We start from the raw sequence: 17,268 nt of genomic DNA on the forward strand, positions 1-17,268 counted from the left end.
TTGGGCCGTGCAGAGATTGCAGAAGATTCCTGGGGGTCGGCCCCCAGACCCCTTAAGAAACTTCGGGCCCAACAAGGAGAGCAGGGAACCCAGATGGCGGAGCTCACGATCCGGCCGGAGGAGATCCGGGACGCACTGGAGAACTTTGTCCAGTCGTACCAGCCGGACGCGGCCTCGCGCGAGGAGGTCGGCACGGTCAGCCTGGCCGGTGACGGTATCGCGAAGGTCGAGGGTCTTCCCTCGGCCATGGCGAACGAGCTGCTGAAGTTCGAGGACGGCACCCTCGGCCTCGCGCTGAACCTCGAAGAGCGCGAGATCGGTGCGATCGTCCTCGGCGAGTTCAGCGGTATCGAGGAGGGGCAGTCGGTGCAGCGCACCGGCGAGGTCCTCTCCGTCGGTGTCGGTGAGGGCTACCTCGGCCGCGTTGTCGACCCGCTCGGCAACCCGATCGACGGTCTCGGCGAGATCGCGACCGAGGGCCGCCGCGCCCTCGAGCTGCAGGCCCCGGGCGTTATGGCCCGTAAGTCGGTGCACGAGCCGATGGAGACCGGCTACAAGGCCGTCGACGCCATGACCCCGGTCGGCCGCGGCCAGCGTCAGCTGATCATCGGCGACCGTCAGACCGGCAAGACCGCGCTGTGCGTCGACACGATCATCAACCAGCGCGACAACTGGCGCTCGGGCGACGTGAACAAGCAGGTTCGCTGCATCTACGTCGCCATCGGCCAGAAGGGCTCGACCATCGCGTCCGTTCGCGGCGCCCTGGAAGAGGCCGGCGCGCTCGAGTACACGACGATCGTCGCCGCCCCGGCGTCCGACCCGGCCGGCTTCAAGTACCTGGCGCCGTACACCGGTTCCGCCATCGGCCAGCACTGGATGTACCAGGGCAAGCACGTCCTGATCGTCTTCGACGACCTGTCGAAGCAGGCCGACGCCTACCGCGCCGTGTCGCTGCTGCTGCGCCGCCCGCCGGGCCGTGAGGCCTACCCGGGTGACGTCTTCTACCTGCACTCGCGTCTCCTCGAGCGCTGCGCGAAGCTCTCGGACGAGCTGGGTGCCGGTTCGATGACCGGTCTTCCGATCGTCGAGACCAAGGCGAACGACGTGTCGGCGTTCATCCCGACCAACGTCATCTCCATCACCGACGGCCAGTGCTTCCTGGAGTCCGACCTGTTCAACGCCGGCCAGCGTCCGGCCCTGAACGTCGGTATCTCGGTCTCGCGTGTCGGTGGCTCCGCCCAGCACAAGGCGATGAAGCAGATCTCCGGTCGCCTCCGCGTGGACCTCGCCCAGTTCCGTGAGCTGGAGGCGTTCGCCGCCTTCGGTTCCGACCTGGACGCGGCCTCCAAGGCGCAGCTGGAGCGTGGACAGCGCATGGTCGAGCTGCTCAAGCAGGCTCAGTACCAGCCGATGCCCACCGAGAACCAGGTCGTCTCCGTCTGGGCCGGTACCACCGGCAAGATGGACGACGTCCCGGTCGTCGACATCCGCCGCTTCGAGGCCGAGCTCCTGGCGTACCTGCGCCAGAGCCACTCGGGCCTCATGACCTCCATTCGTGAGGGCGGCAAGATGTCCGACGACACCCTGCAGTCCGTCGGTGACGCCATCGCGGAGTTCAAGAAGCAGTTCGAGACCTCTGACGGCAAGCTGCTGGGCGAGGACGCTCCTGCCGCCGTCAACGTCTCGAAGTGACGACGGAAGGGACCTGACTCATGGGAGCGCAGCTCCGGGTCTACAAGCGTCGCATCAAATCCGTCACCGCGACGAAGAAGATCACCAAGGCGATGGAGATGATCGCCGCCTCGCGTGTCGTCAAGGCGCAGCGCAAGGTGCAGGCATCGACTCCGTACGCGACCGAGCTGACGCGAGCGGTCACGGCGGTGGCCACGGGTGCGAATGACAAGCACCCGCTGACCACCGAGGCGGAGAACCCGGTTCGCGCCGCGGTTCTGCTCCTGTCGAGCGACCGCGGTCTGGCCGGCGCCTTCAACTCCAACGCCATCAAGGCGGCGGAGAAGCTGACGGCGAAGCTGGAGGGCGAGGGCCGCGAGGTCACCGTCTACGTCGTGGGCCGTCGTGGCATCGCGCACTACAACTTCCGCGAGCGGAAGCTGGCCGGCACGTGGACCGGGTTCACGGACCAGCCGTCGTACGGCGACGCCAAGACGATCGCGGCTCCGCTGATCGAGGCGATCGAGAAGGACACGGCGGAGGGCGGCGTGGACGAGCTCCACATCGTCTACACCGAGTTCGTCTCGATGATGACGCAGACCGCGGTCGAGGCCCGGCTGCTGCCCCTCAGCCTCGACGAGGTGACGAAGGAGGCCGGCGGCTCGGACACGCTCCGTCCGCTGTACGACTTCGAGCCGTCGGCGGAGGACGTCCTCGACGCCCTGCTGCCTCGGTACGTCGAGAGCCGTATCTACAACGCGCTGCTCCAGTCGGCTGCCTCCAAGCACGCCGCCACGCGCCGCGCGATGAAGTCGGCGACCGACAACGCGGGAGACTTGATCAACAATCTCTCCCGACTTGCCAACGCGGCCCGCCAGGCCGAAATCACCCAGGAAATCAGCGAGATCGTCGGTGGCACCGCAGCCCTGGCCGACGCGACCGCGGGGAGTGACAAGTAATGACGACCACTGTTGAGACGGCCGCCGCCACGGGCCGCGTCGCCCGGGTCATCGGCCCGGTCGTCGACGTGGAGTTCCCCGTCGACGCGATGCCGGCGATCTACAACGCGCTGCACGTCGAGGTCATGGACCCGACCGAGGAGGGCGCGACCAAGACGCTGACCCTCGAGGTCGCCCAGCACCTCGGTGACGGCGTCGTCCGCGCCATCTCCATGCAGCCCACCGACGGCCTGGTCCGCCAGGCCCCGGTGACCGACACCGGCACGGGCATCACCGTTCCCGTCGGTGACGTCACCAAGGGCCGCGTGTTCAACACGCTGGGTGAGGTGCTGAACGCCGATGCCTCCACCGTGGCCGACGCGCCGCGCTGGACGATCCACCGCAAGGCCCCGGCCTTCGACCAGCTCGAGTCCAAGACCGAGATGTTCGAGACCGGCCTGAAGGTCGTCGACCTTCTCACCCCGTACGTCAAGGGTGGAAAGATCGGTCTGTTCGGTGGTGCCGGTGTCGGCAAGACCGTTCTGATCCAGGAAATGATCGTCCGTGTGGCCAAGCTGCACGACGGTGTTTCGGTCTTCGCGGGCGTCGGCGAGCGCACCCGTGAGGGCAACGACCTCATGGTCGAGATGGAGGAGGCCGGCGTTCTCGACAAGACCGCGCTGGTCTTCGGCCAGATGGACGAGCCCCCGGGCACCCGTCTGCGCGTGGCCCTCGCCGGTCTGACCATGGCGGAGTACTTCCGCGATGTGCAGAAGCAGGACGTGCTGTTCTTCATCGACAACATCTTCCGCTTCACCCAGGCCGGTTCCGAGGTGTCGACCCTGCTCGGCCGTATGCCCTCCGCGGTGGGTTACCAGCCGAACCTGGCCGACGAGATGGGTCTCCTCCAGGAGCGCATCACCTCGACCCGTGGTCACTCGATCACCTCGATGCAGGCGATCTACGTCCCCGCGGACGACCTGACCGACCCGGCTCCGGCCACCACCTTCGCCCACCTCGACGCGACGACGGTTCTCTCCCGTCCGATCTCCGAGAAGGGCATCTACCCGGCCGTGGACCCGCTGGACTCCACGTCCCGGATCCTGGACCCGCGCTACATCGCGCAGGAGCACTACGACGCCGCCACGCGCGTCAAGGGAATCCTGCAGAAGTACAAGGACCTCCAGGACATCATCGCGATTCTCGGTATCGACGAGCTGAGCGAGGAGGACAAGCTCGTTGTCCACCGCGCCCGCCGTGTCGAGCGCTTCCTGTCCCAGAACACCCACGCGGCGAAGCAGTTCACCGGTGTGGATGGTTCGGACGTTCCGCTCGACGAGTCGATCGCCGCGTTCAACGCGATCTGCGACGGTGAGTACGACCACTTCCCCGAGCAGGCCTTCTTCATGTGTGGTGGTCTCGAGGACCTCAAGAAGAACGCCAAGGAGCTTGGCGTCTCCTGAGCCCCGTGCTCGCCGAGAGGGGCGGGATCCGTCCCGCCCCTCTCACCACGCCCACTAGAATTGACCCCAACACCCGGCACGACCGCCGGGTGGTGACCCGAGGAGCCACCCTTGGCTGCTGAGCTGCACGTCGAGCTGGTCGCCGCGGACCGGAGTGTCTGGTCCGGCGAGGCCACCCTGGTCATCGCGCGTACCACCTCCGGCGACATCGGCGTCATGCCCGGCCACCAGCCGCTGCTCGGTGTGCTGGAGTCGGGCCCGGTGACCATCCGTACGAGCGAGGGCGCGACTGTCGTCGCCGCCGTTCACGGCGGATTCATCTCCTTCGCCGACGACAAGCTGTCTCTGCTCGCGGAGATCTGCGAGCTGGCGGACGAGATCGACGCCCAGCGCGCCGAGCGCGCGCTGGAGCGTGCGAAGTCGGACTCCGACGCCGCCGCCGAGCGGCGCGCCGATGTCCGGCTGCGCGCGGTAGCGGTCCGCTGACGGTCCGCGCCGAGTAGTAGTGCCCTCAGCCGCGGCACGGTCCGGAATTTTCCGGACCGTGCCGCGGCTGAGGCGATGCAGATGCACGTGTATTTCGGTTCGGTCGGCTGTGCCGGCTACGGGACGCAGCGAGGAGGTCGGTGAAGATGTTCCTCGCTCTGCTCGTGTGCGGCCTGGTCGTCGCACTGGTGGTGATCGGGCTCTTCGTCTTCGGCTTGCGCCGGAGGCTGATCCAGCGCGCCGGCGGCACCTTCGACTGTTCCCTGCGCTGGGACATTCCCGACGAGCCGGATCCGACCGGCAAGGGCTGGGTGTACGGCGTCGCCCGCTACAGCGGTGACGAGATCGCCTGGTTCCGTGTCTTCTCGTACGCGCCCCGCCCGCGCCGTGTCCTGGAGCGTTCGGCCATCGTGGCCCTGGAGCGCCGGATGCCGGAGGGCGAGGAGGAGCTCGCGCTGCTCTCCGACGCGGTGATCCAGGCCTGTACGTACGACGGGATCCGTCTGGAGCTCGCGATGAGCGAGGACGCGCGGACCGGTTTCATGGCCTGGCTGGAGGCGGCGCCTCCTGGGCAACGGGTAAATGTGGCCTGAATTCCTTGCCCGTTGATGGGGGTCCCCCCGGACGAAGTCTGGGGGAGGGTGAACGTCACGTCATACACGAAGAAGCGGGGGACGGCGTGCTGCGCCGTCCCCCGCTTCTGTCGTACGTGCTAGTTCAGGCCGGTGTTGATGGCGCCGACGAGCTCGCCGTTGCCGGTGTCACCGCTGAACTCCCAGAAGAACGCGCCGCCCAGGCCCTGGTTCTTCGCCCAGCTCATCTTGGACGTGACCGTGGCCGGGGTGTCGTAGCTCCACCAGTTGGTGCCGCAGTGGGCGTAGGCCGTGCCCGCGACGGTGCCGGTGGCGGGGCAGGAGCTCTTGAGGACCTTGTAGTCCTCGATGCCCTGCTCGTACGTGCCGGCCGCCGGGCCGGTCGCCGTGCCGCCGGGGACGGACTGGGTGACGCCGGTCCAGCCGCGGCCGTAGAAGCCGATGCCGAGGAGGAGCTTCGAGGCGGGGATGCCCTTCGCCTTGAACTTGGCGATCGCCTCGGCGGAGTTGAAGCCCGCCTGGGGGATGCCGGCGTAGGAGGTGAGCGGGGAGTGCGGGGCCGTCGGGCCCTTCGCCGCCCAGGCGCCGAAGAAGTCGTACGTCATGACGTTGAACCAGTTCATGTACTGCGCCGCGCCCGCGTAGTCGGCGGCGTCGATCTTGCCGCCGGCGGAGGCGTCGGCCGTGACGGCCGCGGTGACCAGGTTGTTGGCACCGAACTTGGCGCGCATGGCCTGCATCATGTTCTTGAAGGAGGCCGCACCGCTGGTGTCGCAGGAGAGGCCACAGGCGTTCGGGTACTCCCAGTCCAGGTCGATGCCGTCGAAGACGTCGGCCCAGCGCGGGTCCTCGACCAGGTCGTAGCAGGACTGGGCGAAGGCGGTCGGGTTCTGCACGGCCTGGCCGAAGCCGCCGGACCAGGTCCAGCCGCCGAAGGACCACAGCACCTTGATGTTCGGGTACGCCTTCTTCAGCTTGCGGAGCTGGTTGAAGTTGCCGCGCAGCGGCTGGTCCCAGGTGTCGGCGACGCCGTCGACGGACTGGTCGGCGGTGTAGGCCTTGTCGTAGTCGGCGTAGGCGTCACCGATGGTGCACTTGCCGCCCGTGACGTTGCCGAAGGCGTAGTTGATGTGGGTGATCTTGGACGCGGAGCCCGAGGTCACGATGTTCTTCACGTGGTAGTTGCGCCCGTAGACGCCCCAGTTGGTGAAGTAGCCCATCTTCACGGCGTTGGGGAGGGGAGTGCCTCCGCCGCCGCCGGTGGTGTGGACGGGGACCGGGCCGGCGGCGGGGCCGGTCTGGTCGATGGTGTCGCGGGCGACGACCGTGTAGCTGTAGTCGGTGCCGGCGGTCAGGCCCTGGTCGGTGTACGTGAGACCGGTGAGGGTGGTGACCTTGGTGCCGTCGCGCAGGACGTCGTAGTTCTTGACGCCCTTGTCGTCGGTCGCGGCGGTCCAGGTCAGCTTCACCGAGGTGTCGGTGATGTCGGAGGCGACCGGGGTGCCGGGGGCCGAGGGCGGGTTGTCGCCCGGCTGGGAGGTGCCGTCGCAGGCGGCGCCGTTGATCTTACAACCGGTGGGCGCCCCCGAGCCGGAGCCGTTGTAGCCGAAGGAGATGGAGGCGCCGGGGGCGAGGGTTCCGTTCCAGCCGACGTTCTTGGCGGTCCAGTGGGTACCGGAGCTGGTGACGGTGGCGTCCCAGGCGGAGGTGACGGCGGTGCCGGTGGGGTAGTCCCACTCGACGGTCCAGGAACTGATGGTGGTGGTACCGGTGTTCTTGATGGTCCAGTTGGCGCCGAAGCCGGTGCCCCAGTCCTGGGTCTTGGTGTAAGTGGCCGTGGCCGAGGTGGCCGCTTCGGCGGGGCTTGCGAGGCCGACCATGGCGGCCAGCGGCAGGATCAGGGCGGTGAGACCGGCGGCGGCCCGGTGTCTGAACCCTGTTCTGCGCGTCGGTGCTTGAGTGCTCAACGGTGCTCCTCAAGTTGCGGACGGACAAGATGGGGGTGGTCCGTGAAGATGCGCGCGCCCCGCGAGCGTAGGAAGGTCTGGACCAATCGTCAAGAGGTCCAGACCAACGTTGCCGACTCCGCCTAGACGCCCAACTCCTGCGCCAGGACCGCCGCTTGGACCCGACTGCGCAGCTCCAGCTTCCCCAGCACCTTGCTGACGTGCGTCTTCACCGTCGCCTCCGCCATGTCGAGGCGTACCGCGATCTCCGCGTTCGACAGCCCCCCGCCCAGCGCCGACAGCACCTCCCGCTCCCGGGGCGTCAGGGCGTCGAGGACCGCGGGATCCGTCCCCGGCGTCGTCCGCGCCGGCCGGCCCGTCGCGGCGAACTCCGCGATCAGCCGCCGGGTCACCGCAGGGGCGATCAGCCCCTCGCCGCGCGCCACCGTCCGTACCGCCTCGATCAGCTCCCGCGCGTCCGCGTTCTTCAGGAGGAAGCCCGCGGCCCCCGCCCGCAGCGCCCCGAACACGTACGCGTCCAGATCGAAGGTGGTCAGGACGAGGACGTCCGCCAGCCCCTCCGAGACGACGATCCCGGTCGCCGTCACCCCGTCCATCCGGGGCATCTGCACGTCCATCAGGACCAGGTCGGGGCGCAACTCGCGCGCGAGCTCCACCGCCTGCTCCCCGTCCGCCGCCTCCCCGACCACCTCGATGTCCGGGGCGCTGCCCAGGATCAGGACGAGCCCGGACCGCACCGCGCTCTGGTCCTCGGCGACCACCACCCGCACCGTCATGCCCGCTCCCCGTCCGCCCGCACCGTCATGCCCGCTCCCGCCGTGTCCGCCCGCACCGTCATGCCCGCTCCCCGTCGCTCGCGTCCACGGGCAGCTCCGCCCGTACCCGCCACCGCTTCCGTCCTTCGTCGTCCGTCACCGGAGCCGCCTCGAAGACCCCGCCGAGCAGGGCCACCCGCTCCCGCATCCCCACCAGGCCCGCTCCCGAACCGGGCGCGGTCGGCCCGGGCCGCTCCCCGTACGGGCTCGTCACCCGCACCCACAGCGCCCCCGGATCCTGGCCCAGGGTCACCCGCACCTCGCCGGGAGCCGCGTGCTTGAGCGCGTTCGTCAGGGACTCCTGCACGATCCGGTACGCGGCCAGCTCCACCGGCGCCGGCAGTCCCCTCGCGTGCTCCCGGGTGTCGTCCAGGACGACCGCGAGTCCGCTCGGCTCCGCGTTCGCCGCGGACTGGGCCACGAGCGCGTCCAGGCCGGCGAGCGTGGGCGCGGCGGCCGGCTCCGTGTCCCCGCTGCTGTCCCGCAGCAGCCCGATGAGCCGGCGCATCTCCGCGAGGCCCGCCACGCTGTTCTCCCGGATCACGGTCAGCGCCTGCCGGGTGGTGGCCGGCTCGTCGAGCGAGAGCGCGGCCGTGGAGTGGATGGCGATCGCCGACAGGTGGTTCGCCACCATGTCGTGCAGCTCGCGCGCCATCCGGGAGCGCTCGGCCACCACCGCCTGGGTCCGGTCCATCTCGGCGAGCAGCGCGGTCTGCTCGGCGCGCAGCCGGGCGGCGTCGGCCGCCTCCCGGTGGTTGCGGACGATCGCGCCCGTGATCGCCGGGAGGAAGGAGATCATGCCGGTGATCACGCCCACGAGAAGCCCGATCGCGTTCTGCCACCAGACCAGGAAGACCACCGTGACCGTGACGGTGATCAGGCCCATGGTGTACGGGATGCGCCGGGCCTGGGCGGGCGTGCCGTACACCACCGCCGCGTAGACCACGTCCGTGAACATCAGGACCGTGGCGAGGTTCCCGTTGGTGAACTGGTCGCCGACGATCGCCAGGGTGCCGACGATCAGGGCGGTCCGGGGAGTCGCGCGGCGCAGGGCCTCCATCGCGGCCATCACGGTCAGCGGGATCAGCGTCGCCCAGCGCGGCCCGATGACGTGGTCGCCGGTCACGAAGAGTCCGAACGACCACAGGATCAGGCCGCCGACCAGCCCGGTGGCGGCGATGTACAGGTCGATGCGGTGCGGGCGGGGGAGCGTCACGTACCCATCCAACACGCCCCCGTGCGGGGGGACCTCCTCGTCCGGGCCGATCCGTCCCTCCGTCGAAGGATGTAGCCGGACTTCGTCACCGGCGACGAGGAATCACGCCCGGACCCACGGGACGCTGAGGGGGAACCGAAAGGGGAACGTCGTGATCGTCGCGCTGATCGTGATCTGCGAGGTGGGCTTCTGGGTCCTGCTGGCCGCCGGCCTCGCCACTCGCTACCTCCTGAAGATGCCCAGGGCGGGCATGGCACTGCTGCTGTGCGAACCGCTCCTGGAGGTCCTGCTCCTGGTCGTCAGTGTGATCGACCTCAAGAACGGGGCCGAACCGAGCTGGCGGCACGGTCTCGCCGCCGTGTACATCGGCTACACCGTCGGCCACGGCCACCGCACCGTGAAGTGGCTCGACGGCCACGCCGCCCACCGCCTCGGCGGCGGCCCGCCGCCGCAGAAGCCGCCGCAGTACGGCATGGCGCGCGCCCGCCACGAGGGCCGGGTCTGGCTCGGCTCGGTGGTCGCCGCGTCCGTCGCCTCCGTCCTGCTGCTCCTGGCGATCTGGTACGTCGGAGACGACGGGAACACCGACGGGCTGCGGAGCTGGATCTTCGGCGCCTGGCGGGCGGCGGGCATCCACGGCCTGATCGCGCTCACCTACGCGATCTGGCCGAAGAAGGCCCCGCAAGCTGACTCAGCGGTCGCCGCCCGGGACCCAGAGCACGTCCCCGACCTCCTTGTTCGCGGTCCGGGCAAGGATGAAGAGCAGGTCCGATAGCCGGTTGAGGTACGTGGCGGTCAGGGCGTTCATCGTCTCGCCGTGCACCTCCAGGGCCGCCCATGTGGAGCGCTCCGCCCGCCGGACCACCGTGCACGCCTGGTGCAGCAGCGCCGCCCCGGGCGTGCCGCCCGGCAGGATGAAGGAGCGCAGCTTCTCCAGCTCCTCCAGGAAGCGGTCGCAGTCGGCCTCCAGCTTGTCGACGTACGACTGCTCGACGCGCAGCGGCGGGTACTTCGGGTCCTCCACCACCGGCGTACAGAGGTCCGCGCCCACGTCGAACAGGTCGTTCTGGACCCGGACGAGGACCTTCACGACCTCCTCGTCCAGCTGCCCAAGGGCGACGGCCGTGCCGATGACGGCGTTCGCCTCGTTGGCGTCGGCGTAGGCCGAGATCCGCAGATCCGTCTTGGCGGTCCGGCTCATGTCGCCGAGGGCGGTGGTGCCCTGGTCGCCGGTACGGGTGTAGATGCGCGTCAGATTGACCATGGGGTCAGCCTAGTTACGCGCCGGCCCTCCGGAACGTCCGTGTGCCGACCGTCACGGCGAGCGCCGTCAGGCCGAGGGCGACGAGCACCCCGTACAGCATGGCCGGTGTCGTGTAGTGGCCGATGTACGCCTCCCGGACCGCGTCCACCAGATAGCGGAACGGCATGAGGTGCGAGAGCACGTCCAGCCAGCCGGGGGCGAGGGCCATCGGCAGCATCAGGCCCGAGAGCAGCATCGCCGGCATCGCGAGCGTGTTGACCGCGGGGCCGAACTCCTGGGGGCTCGGCAGCTTCAGGGCCAGCGTGTACGAGAGCGAGGCGAGCGCCGCGGAGAGCAGCGCCACGAAGCCGAAGCCGATCAGGATGCCGGGGAGCGGCGCCCCGAGGCCCATCGGAAGGGCCACCAGGACGAGCAGCACCGCCTGGAAGACGAAGAGCGCGGCGTCCCGCAGGACCCGGCCGAGCAGCAGCGCCAGCCGGCTCACGGGGGTGACCCGCATCCGGTCGAACACGCCCCAGCTCTTCTCCATGATGATCGAGAAGCCGGCGAACGAGGCGCCGAAGAGGCCGAGCTGGAGCAGCAGGCCCGGGACGAGGATCTGCCAGGAGTCGCCCTCGCGGCCCAGTGGGAGGCCGGTCAGCAGCGGCCCGAAGAAGAACAGGTAGAGCAGCGGCATCAGGGCGCCGAAGAAGATCTGGAACGGGGAGCGCAGGGTCTGGCGGGCGTAGCGCCCGAAGAGCAGCGCGGTGTCGTGGAGAAGCATCGGGTCCTCGTGTGGTGGCGCTGGGGGGTGGCGTCGATCGGGCCCGGCCTGATCGACAGGACACCTCTAGACGGCTACGGGGGTGGTGTCGGCGGGGGCCGGGTCGCGTCCGGTGATGGCGAGGAAGGCGTCCTGGAGGGTGGTCACTCCGTGCTCGGCCTTGAGGGCGGCGGGGGTGCCCTCGGCGACGACCGTGCCCCTGTCGACGATCACGAGCCGGTCGGCGAGGGCGTCGGCCTCGTCCAGGTAGTGCGTGGTGAGGACGACGGTGGTGCCGTGTTCGTCGCGCAGTCGTCGCACCAGGGCCCACAGGTCGGCGCGGCTGCCGGGGTCGAGGCCGGTGGTCGGCTCGTCGAGGAAGAGGATCTCCGGCCGGTGGGTGAGCCCCATCGCGAGGTCGAGGCGGCGGCGCTGGCCGCCGGAGAGCGCCGGGGTCCTCCGGTCGAGAAGTTCGGTGAGGCCGAGCTCCGCCGCGAGCTCCTCGGCGCGGGCCGCCGCCCGCGCCCGGCCCAGGCCGTAGAGCCTGCCCTGGAGGACGAGCTCGGAGCGGACGGTCTCCTGGGGGTCGAGGCCGCCGGACTGGGCGACGTACCCGATGCGGCGGCGTACGGCCGCGGGGTCGCCGACGAGGTCGTGGCCGGCGACGGTGGCGGCGCCGCCGGTGGGCGGGAGCAGCGTCGTGAGCATCCGGAGGGTGGTCGTCTTGCCGGCGCCGTTGGGGCCGAGGAGTCCGAGGATCTCGCCGGGCCGGACGGTCAGGTCGATTCCGCGGACGGCCTCCACGGGGCCGTTCCTGGCGGGGAAGGTCCGGGCGAGCCCGGCCGTGCTGATGATGGGCATGGCGACCACAAAAACAGAGTCACTGAAATTTTGCAATCCTACCAAGTTTTCAGAGGCTCCGAAATTTCAGGGAGCCTAGGATGGCGGCATGGCCGAGGGACTCAGGGAACGCAAGAAGCGCGAGACGAAGCAGCGGATCTCCGACATCGCGACCGGGCTCTTCCTGGAGCACGGCTTCGTGACCGTGACCGTCGCGGACGTCGCCGAGGCGGCGGACGTCTCCGTCAACACCGTGTACAACTACTTCCCGGCCAAGGAGGACCTCTTCCTCGACCGGATGGACGGCGTCACCCAGCGCCTCGCCCGGATGATCCGCGGCCGCGACCGGGGCGAGTCCGCCGCCGGGGCGGTCCTCCGCGAACTGCGCCAGTCCATCGGCGCCGTCTCGCCCGCGTACGGACTCATGGACGGCTTCGACGCCTTCATGAACGTCATCGAGCACGCCCCCACCCTCAAGGCCCGGCTCTTCCACCTCCAGCAGCAGGTCCACGACGCCGTCGTCGCCACCCTGCGCGAGGAGACCGGGGCGGCCGCCGACGACCCGCTGCCGCTGCTCGTCGGCGGTCAGCTCGCCTGGATCGAGAACACCGTCGTCGCGTACATCACCCGGGAGATGACCGCCGGACGCAGGGCGACGACCGTCTCCCGCGAGGCCCTCGTGCTCCTCGACGAGATCGAGGAGCTGCTGAGCGAGAAGGTCCTGACGTACGCCGTGCGCGAGGGGTGAGGGCCCGGGGGGCCGCCTGAGGGCCGAGGGGCAGCCCCCCCGGGCCTCAGGCCGCCCCCGGGCCTCAGGCCGCCCCCGGGCCTCAGGCCGCCCGGACCGTCGGGCGGTGCGACACCCCGGCCGCGAGCGCGCGGGCCGCGCGTACCGCGTCCTCCTCCGTGGTGAAGCGGCCGAAGCCCACCCGGATGCTGCCCCGGATCCGCTCCGGCGTCAGACCGGCCGCCGCGAGGACGTGCGAGGGCTCCTGCGCCGAGCTGTTGCAGGCCGAACCCGTCGACACCGCGATGTCCGTGACCTCCAGGAGCAGCCGCTGGGCGTCCGTGCCCTCGAAGGACAGGTTCACCGCGTGCGGCAGGAACCCCGGGCCCGTGCCGCTGTTCAGCTCGTACGGGACCAGCTCCGCGAGCGTGGAGAGGAACCGCTCCCGCAGCCCGGCCAGTCGGGCCGCCTCCTCCTCCCGGCCCGCCGCGAGTACGCCGACGGCCGCGCCCAGACCGATGACCGCGGCCGTGTTGACCGTGCCCGCGCGCAGTCCGCGCTCCTGGCCGCCGCCGTGCAGGAGGGGCGCCAGCGGTGCGCGGTCGGACAGGCCGTTGGAGACGTACAGCACGCCCACGCCCTTCGGGCCGTAGATCTTGTGCCCGGAGAAGGTGAGCAGATCGACCCCGAGGGCCCGGACGTCGACGGGCAGCGAACCCACGCCCTGGGTCGCGTCGCAGTGCAGCGGCACTCCCGCGGCCCGGGTGACCGCACCGATCTCCGCCACCGGCTGGATGGTGGAGATCTCGTTGTTCGCCAGCATCACCGAGACCAGAGCGGTGTCCGGCCGGAGCGCCGCCGCCACCTGGCGCGCGGAGACCCTGCCCTCGCCGTCGACCGGCAGCACGGTCACCTCGTGCCCCGAGGCCCGCAGGGAACGGCAGCTGTCGAGGACGGACTTGTGCTCCACCGCCGTGGTCACCACATGGCGCCGCTCACCGGGTGTCACGACACCCTTGATCGCGAGGTTGTTGCCCTCCGTCGCACCCGAGGTGAAGTAGATCTCGCTGCGCGCCGCCCCGATGAGCCGGGCGACGGCTCCGCGCGCCCGCTCGACCTCGCGGAAGGCGCGGATGCCGGCCGCGTGCGGGCTGGACGGATTGGCGTAGCAGTGGGTGGCGGCGAAGGTCATCGCGTCGACCACCGCCGGGTCCGTCGGGGTGGTCGCCTGGTGGTCGAGATAGATCGTTGCCATGCCTGTGCTCCCTGTCCTCTTCCTGGCTCCGGGTGGTGGCGGTCGGTCAGAAGTCGTGTGCGGTGTAGGGCAGGGCGATCGGATCCGCGCAGGCCGCGTCGGCGAAGACCAGCACGATCTCCTCGTCGGGGCCCGCCTGCGTACGGAGGTAGATCTCGGCGCCCTTGGTCACCTTGTCCCGGTCGGCGAGTGAGCTGATGTCGACGACATGGCGGTGGGCGCAGTCGGGGAAGGCGGCCCGCAGCCGGTCGAAGTAGCGCGCGAAGTACTCGGCGACGATCAGCGGACAGCGCGGTACGACGTGGTCGCCCTTGACGACCCCGGCGAGCACCTTCTCGTACTGGCGTGAGCGGAAGAGGATCTCGTCCCCGTCCCGGGAGAACAGCGGGTGCTCCGCCGGTTCGCGCAGCCGCCGCTTCATGGCGCGCGCGGAGCGATTGCGCAGGGTCCGTTCGCGGGTGACGGTGAAGGAGGCCCCGGCCCCGGCCGCCGCGGCGGTGAGCGGGGTGAGGTCGGTCGGCGCGGGGCCTGCGGCCGGCAGCGTGCAGACCTCGTCGGAACAGGACACGCCGAGGTCGTTGACGATGACGTCGTACACCACCTTGTTGCCCCGGTGCAGGTGGCGGGCGGCGGCGCCGGTCTCCAGGGCCAGGGCGAAGGAGGTGAGTGAGAACTCCCCGATGCCGGCGGTCGATTCGAAGTAGCCGCCGGCGACGAGGACCGCCGAACGGGCCGAGGTGCTGACGGTCTCCAGGAGGGGTGCGACCCGTGGCGGGACGGTGGGCTTCTTGGAGGTGGCGAGGACGTTCATCAGTGCACTCCGTTCTTCCGGTGAGGGGAGCGATCGGCCGGTGCGGGGAGCTCGGGGGCGGGCGGCCGGCGGGCCGTGCCGACGGCCGCGGCGACCACGCAGAGGACGGCGGCCCATTGGGCGGGGGAGAGGCGTTCGCCGAGGAGGGCGAGGCCCACCAGGGCCGCGATGACCGGCTCCACCGTGGACAGCACGGCGAAGACCCGGGGCGGCAGCCGCCGCAGCGCGGCGAACTCCAGCGAGAAGGGGATGACGGTCGTCAGCACCGCCACCGCCAGCGCCGCCCCGAGCACCCCCGGCTCCAGCAGGACGGCGGGGGAGGGCAGGCCGAGCGCGGGAGCGGTGGGCAGCGCGAGGACGGCGGCCACGGCCAGACCGAGCGCCAGCCCGGAGCCGCCGGGGACCGCGCGGCCCACCCGGGCGCCGAGCAGGATGTAGCCGGTCAGCGCCGCTCCGGTGAGCAGGCTCGCCGCGAGGCCGACCGGATCGTCCATGCCGCGCGTTCCGCCGAGGACGAGCAGGCCGACGGCCGCGACCGCCACCCAGAGCCGGTCGAGCGCGCGGCGCGAGGTGAGCGCGGCGAGCAGCAGGGGGCCGCTGAACTCCAGCGTGACCACGACGCCGAGGGGCAGCCGGGAGGTCGCCTCGTAGAAGGCGAACTGCATCACGGTGAAGACGGCCCCGTAGGGGAGGAGCAGGCGCCAGTGGGTGCGCAGGAGCCGTGGCGAGGGCCGGGACAGCAGGCAGAGGAGGGCGGCGGCGATGATCAGGCGCAGCAGGGTCGCGCCGGCCGGGCCGGTCTCCTCGAAGAGCCGCTTCGCGAACGCGGAGCCGAACTGCAGGCTGACCATTCCGGTCAGGAGCAGAAGGGGGGCGGGTGCGGCCCCCAGGGCGTACGGACGCATGACGGCTCCTCCTCTCCCGGTCTCGGCCGTCGGACGGATGCCCGAGACTCTATACCCCCCAGGGGTATGACGCGACGGGAAGGGGGTGCGGAAGGGGTGTCGTGAGTGTGACGTCCGTCAAAGAGGGCGTGACGCGCATTACTTAGCGGTCACATGGCGCCCCGCGACCGCTAATCTCCGCCGGAGAGTCAGAAGTGAACAGGCGTGGAGGGGTGGAACATCGTGGCCAGGAAGCTCGCCGTCATCGGGGCCGGACTCATGGGATCCGGCATCGCGCAGGTCTCGGCACAGGCGGGCTGGGACGTCGTCCTGCGTGACGTCACCGACGCCGCCCTGACCCGCGGCACCGACGGCATCAAGGCGTCGTACGACCGGTTCGTCGCGAAGGGCCGGATGGACGCGGCCGACGCCGAGGCCGCCCTCGGCCGGATCACCGCCACCACCGAGCTCGAGGCCGTCGCTGACGCCGACATCGTCGTCGAGGCCGTCTTCGAGAACCTCGACGTCAAGCACGAGATCTTCCGCTCGCTCGACAAGGTCGCCAAGGACGGCGCCGTCCTCGCCTCCAACACCTCCGCGATCCCGATCACCAAGATCGCCGCGGTCACCGAGCGCCCCGAGGCCGTCGTCGGCGCCCACTTCTTCTCGCCGGTCCCGATGATGCAGCTCTGCGAGCTCGTCCGCGGCTACAAGACGAGCGACGCCACCCTCGCCACCACCCGGGAGTTCGCCGAGTCCGTCGGCAAGACCTGCATCGTCGTCAACCGTGACGTGGCCGGCTTCGTCACCACCCGCCTCATCGCCGCCCTCGTCGTCGAGGCCGCCAAGCTCCAGGAGTCGGGCGTCGCCACCGCCGAGGACATCGACATCGCCTGCAAGCTCGGCTTCGGTCACGCCATGGGCCCGCTCGCCACCGCCGACCTCACCGGCATCGACATCCTGGTGAACGCGGCCAACAACATCTACACCGAGTCCCAGGACGAGAAGTTCGCGCCCCCGGAGCTGATGCGCCGGATGGTGGACGCGGGTGACATCGGCCGCAAGAGCGGGCAGGGCTACTACAAGTACTGAGGCTGACCCACCACCCTGCCCTCACTCCGTGGGGTGAATTTCGGTACCGGTTCGCTGACAAGGCGCAACGCTTCTGCCAGTGCGGCAGTCAGTTGTTGCGAAGACGGAGCACTCTCGGGGAGCGCATATGCACATCAGGGGCGACCACGTCGAGCTGGTCGTCGGGGGCCGCCTCGACGTTCGCAGCGCGGCGGACGCCCGTACGGTCCTGCACTCGGCCGTCGACGACGGAGTCGGCGATCTGGTGCTCGACCTGACCGGCCTCGACTCCTGGGACGCGACCGGGCTCGGCGTGATCATGGGCGCCCACCGGAGAGCGGGCCGCTGCGGCCGGCGACTCGTCCTGCGCGGGGTGCCGCCCCAGATGCAGCGGCTGCTCGTGGCCACCAAACTGCACCGCATCCTCGCCATCGAGGGCGGCCTCGCGGCGGAGTCCCTGCCCCGGGTGTGAGGCGGCGGGCGGACCTCGAGTGTGAGGCGGCGGGCGGACCCCGGGTGTGAGGC

At 70.4% G+C, this 17,268-nt stretch carries 18 protein-coding genes; 9 read left to right on the plus strand and 9 right to left on the minus strand.

Features of this window, described 5'->3' with window-relative positions; genetic code table 11:
- Positions 1-93 precede the first annotated feature (93 nt).
- From atpA to OG361_RS27230, 5 genes are all read left to right on the plus strand, one after another.
- Positions 94-1,692, plus strand: coding sequence for a F0F1 ATP synthase subunit alpha (gene atpA, locus OG361_RS27210; protein WP_384571204.1), 1,599 nt, complete (start codon positions 94-96; stop codon positions 1,690-1,692).
- Between the two features lie 20 nt (positions 1,693-1,712).
- Positions 1,713-2,630 carry a F0F1 ATP synthase subunit gamma gene (locus tag OG361_RS27215; protein WP_405857617.1) on the plus strand — a complete coding sequence of 306 codons (918 nt, stop codon included), beginning with the start codon at positions 1,713-1,715 and terminating at the stop codon, positions 2,628-2,630.
- Positions 2,630-4,072, plus strand: a complete 1,443-nt coding sequence (atpD, locus tag OG361_RS27220; protein ID WP_405857619.1) for a F0F1 ATP synthase subunit beta — start codon at positions 2,630-2,632, stop codon at positions 4,070-4,072. The genes OG361_RS27215 and atpD overlap by 1 nt, the downstream gene beginning before the upstream one ends.
- A gap of 111 nt (positions 4,073-4,183) precedes the next feature.
- Positions 4,184-4,558 (plus strand): F0F1 ATP synthase subunit epsilon, encoded by a 375-nt coding sequence (locus OG361_RS27225; RefSeq protein ID WP_024761909.1) that lies wholly within the window; start codon positions 4,184-4,186, stop codon positions 4,556-4,558.
- A 146-nt stretch (positions 4,559-4,704) separates the two neighbouring features.
- A complete protein-coding gene (locus tag OG361_RS27230) occupies positions 4,705-5,151 on the plus strand; it encodes a DUF2550 domain-containing protein (RefSeq protein WP_317599173.1) in 447 nt (148 codons plus the stop codon).
- Positions 5,152-5,270: 119 nt separating this feature from the next.
- On the opposite strand, the gene OG361_RS27235 is transcribed toward OG361_RS27230, so the two are convergent.
- The 3 genes from OG361_RS27235 to OG361_RS27245 form a co-directional block, all read right to left on the minus strand.
- Positions 5,271-7,118: a glycosyl hydrolase family 18 protein gene (locus OG361_RS27235; protein ID WP_405857622.1), complete on the minus strand. Its 1,848-nt coding sequence runs from the start codon at positions 7,116-7,118 to the stop codon at positions 5,271-5,273.
- A 122-nt stretch (positions 7,119-7,240) separates the two neighbouring features.
- Complete coding sequence (locus tag OG361_RS27240) at positions 7,241-7,894, minus strand: response regulator (RefSeq protein ID WP_405857624.1); 654 nt, start codon at positions 7,892-7,894, stop codon at positions 7,241-7,243.
- 58 nt (positions 7,895-7,952) lie between these two features.
- Positions 7,953-9,149, minus strand: coding sequence for a sensor histidine kinase (locus tag OG361_RS27245; RefSeq protein WP_405857626.1), 1,197 nt, complete (start codon positions 9,147-9,149; stop codon positions 7,953-7,955).
- 151 nt (positions 9,150-9,300) lie between these two features.
- Between OG361_RS27245 and OG361_RS27250 the strand changes: the two genes are divergently transcribed.
- Positions 9,301-9,924 (plus strand): hypothetical protein, encoded by a 624-nt coding sequence (locus OG361_RS27250; RefSeq protein ID WP_405857628.1) that lies wholly within the window; start codon positions 9,301-9,303, stop codon positions 9,922-9,924.
- Here OG361_RS27250 and OG361_RS27255 read toward each other — a convergent pair.
- The 3 genes from OG361_RS27255 to OG361_RS27265 all read right to left on the minus strand — a co-directional run bounded on the left by OG361_RS27255 (position 9,841) and on the right by OG361_RS27265 (position 12,016).
- Positions 9,841-10,413, minus strand: a complete 573-nt coding sequence (locus OG361_RS27255) for a cob(I)yrinic acid a,c-diamide adenosyltransferase (RefSeq protein WP_405857630.1) — start codon at positions 10,411-10,413, stop codon at positions 9,841-9,843. The two genes, OG361_RS27250 and OG361_RS27255, sit on opposite strands and share 84 nt — an antisense overlap.
- A gap of 13 nt (positions 10,414-10,426) precedes the next feature.
- Entirely contained in the window at positions 10,427-11,176 is a 750-nt protein-coding gene (locus OG361_RS27260) for an ABC transporter permease (protein WP_405857632.1), read from the minus strand.
- A 66-nt stretch (positions 11,177-11,242) separates the two neighbouring features.
- The gene (locus OG361_RS27265) at positions 11,243-12,016 is read right to left on the minus strand and encodes an ABC transporter ATP-binding protein (protein WP_405857634.1); all 774 of its coding nucleotides are present in this window, start codon (positions 12,014-12,016) and stop codon (positions 11,243-11,245) included.
- 88 nt (positions 12,017-12,104) lie between these two features.
- On the opposite strand from OG361_RS27265, the gene OG361_RS27270 reads away from it, so the two are divergent.
- A complete protein-coding gene (locus OG361_RS27270) occupies positions 12,105-12,743 on the plus strand; it encodes a TetR/AcrR family transcriptional regulator (protein ID WP_405857636.1) in 639 nt (212 codons plus the stop codon).
- 82 nt (positions 12,744-12,825) lie between these two features.
- Here the strand turns inward: OG361_RS27270 and OG361_RS27275 are convergent, their stop codons facing one another.
- The 3 genes from OG361_RS27275 to OG361_RS27285 are packed head-to-tail and all read right to left on the minus strand — an operon-like array spanning position 12,826 to position 15,693.
- Positions 12,826-13,977, minus strand: a complete 1,152-nt coding sequence (locus OG361_RS27275; RefSeq protein ID WP_405857638.1) for a cysteine desulfurase family protein — start codon at positions 13,975-13,977, stop codon at positions 12,826-12,828.
- Positions 13,978-14,023: 46 nt separating this feature from the next.
- Positions 14,024-14,788: a hypothetical protein gene (locus OG361_RS27280; protein WP_405857640.1), complete on the minus strand. Its 765-nt coding sequence runs from the start codon at positions 14,786-14,788 to the stop codon at positions 14,024-14,026.
- On the minus strand, positions 14,788-15,693 hold the full coding sequence (locus tag OG361_RS27285) for an EamA family transporter (protein ID WP_405857642.1): 906 nt from the start codon (positions 15,691-15,693) through the stop codon (positions 14,788-14,790). Before OG361_RS27285 ends, OG361_RS27280 begins: the two co-directional genes overlap by 1 nt.
- A gap of 222 nt (positions 15,694-15,915) precedes the next feature.
- Between OG361_RS27285 and OG361_RS27290 the strand changes: the two genes are divergently transcribed.
- Entirely contained in the window at positions 15,916-16,764 is an 849-nt protein-coding gene (locus tag OG361_RS27290) for a 3-hydroxyacyl-CoA dehydrogenase family protein (RefSeq protein WP_405857644.1), read from the plus strand.
- Positions 16,765-16,891: 127 nt separating this feature from the next.
- Positions 16,892-17,215, plus strand: a complete 324-nt coding sequence (locus tag OG361_RS27295) for an STAS domain-containing protein (protein WP_384568170.1) — start codon at positions 16,892-16,894, stop codon at positions 17,213-17,215.
- The last annotated feature ends 53 nt before the right edge of the window (positions 17,216-17,268 follow it).

The organism is Streptomyces sp. NBC_00090, from assembly GCF_045160815.1.
Taxonomy (GTDB): Bacteria; Actinomycetota; Actinomycetes; order Streptomycetales; family Streptomycetaceae; genus Streptomyces.

Bases quoted from the DNA above. Each gene is read 5' to 3' on its own strand.
- OG361_RS27275 (WP_405857638.1), bottom strand. From the start codon at position 13,977: ATGGCAACGATCTATCTCGACCACCAGGCGACCACCCCGACGGACCCG.
- OG361_RS27260 (WP_405857632.1), bottom strand. From the start codon at position 11,176: ATGCTTCTCCACGACACCGCGCTGCTCTTCGGGCGCTACGCCCGCCAG.
- OG361_RS27240 (WP_405857624.1), bottom strand. From the start codon at position 7,894: ATGACGGTGCGGGTGGTGGTCGCCGAGGACCAGAGCGCGGTGCGGTCC.
- atpA (WP_384571204.1), top strand. From the start codon at position 94: ATGGCGGAGCTCACGATCCGGCCGGAGGAGATCCGGGACGCACTGGAG.
- OG361_RS27280 (WP_405857640.1), bottom strand. From the start codon at position 14,788: ATGAACGTCCTCGCCACCTCCAAGAAGCCCACCGTCCCGCCACGGGTC.
- OG361_RS27295 (WP_384568170.1), top strand. From the start codon at position 16,892: ATGCACATCAGGGGCGACCACGTCGAGCTGGTCGTCGGGGGCCGCCTC.
- OG361_RS27285 (WP_405857642.1), bottom strand. From the start codon at position 15,693: ATGCGTCCGTACGCCCTGGGGGCCGCACCCGCCCCCCTTCTGCTCCTG.
- OG361_RS27265 (WP_405857634.1), bottom strand. From the start codon at position 12,016: ATGCCCATCATCAGCACGGCCGGGCTCGCCCGGACCTTCCCCGCCAGG.
- atpD (WP_405857619.1), top strand. From the start codon at position 2,630: ATGACGACCACTGTTGAGACGGCCGCCGCCACGGGCCGCGTCGCCCGG.
- OG361_RS27230 (WP_317599173.1), top strand. From the start codon at position 4,705: ATGTTCCTCGCTCTGCTCGTGTGCGGCCTGGTCGTCGCACTGGTGGTG.
- OG361_RS27270 (WP_405857636.1), top strand. From the start codon at position 12,105: ATGGCCGAGGGACTCAGGGAACGCAAGAAGCGCGAGACGAAGCAGCGG.
- OG361_RS27215 (WP_405857617.1), top strand. From the start codon at position 1,713: ATGGGAGCGCAGCTCCGGGTCTACAAGCGTCGCATCAAATCCGTCACC.
- OG361_RS27255 (WP_405857630.1), bottom strand. From the start codon at position 10,413: ATGGTCAATCTGACGCGCATCTACACCCGTACCGGCGACCAGGGCACC.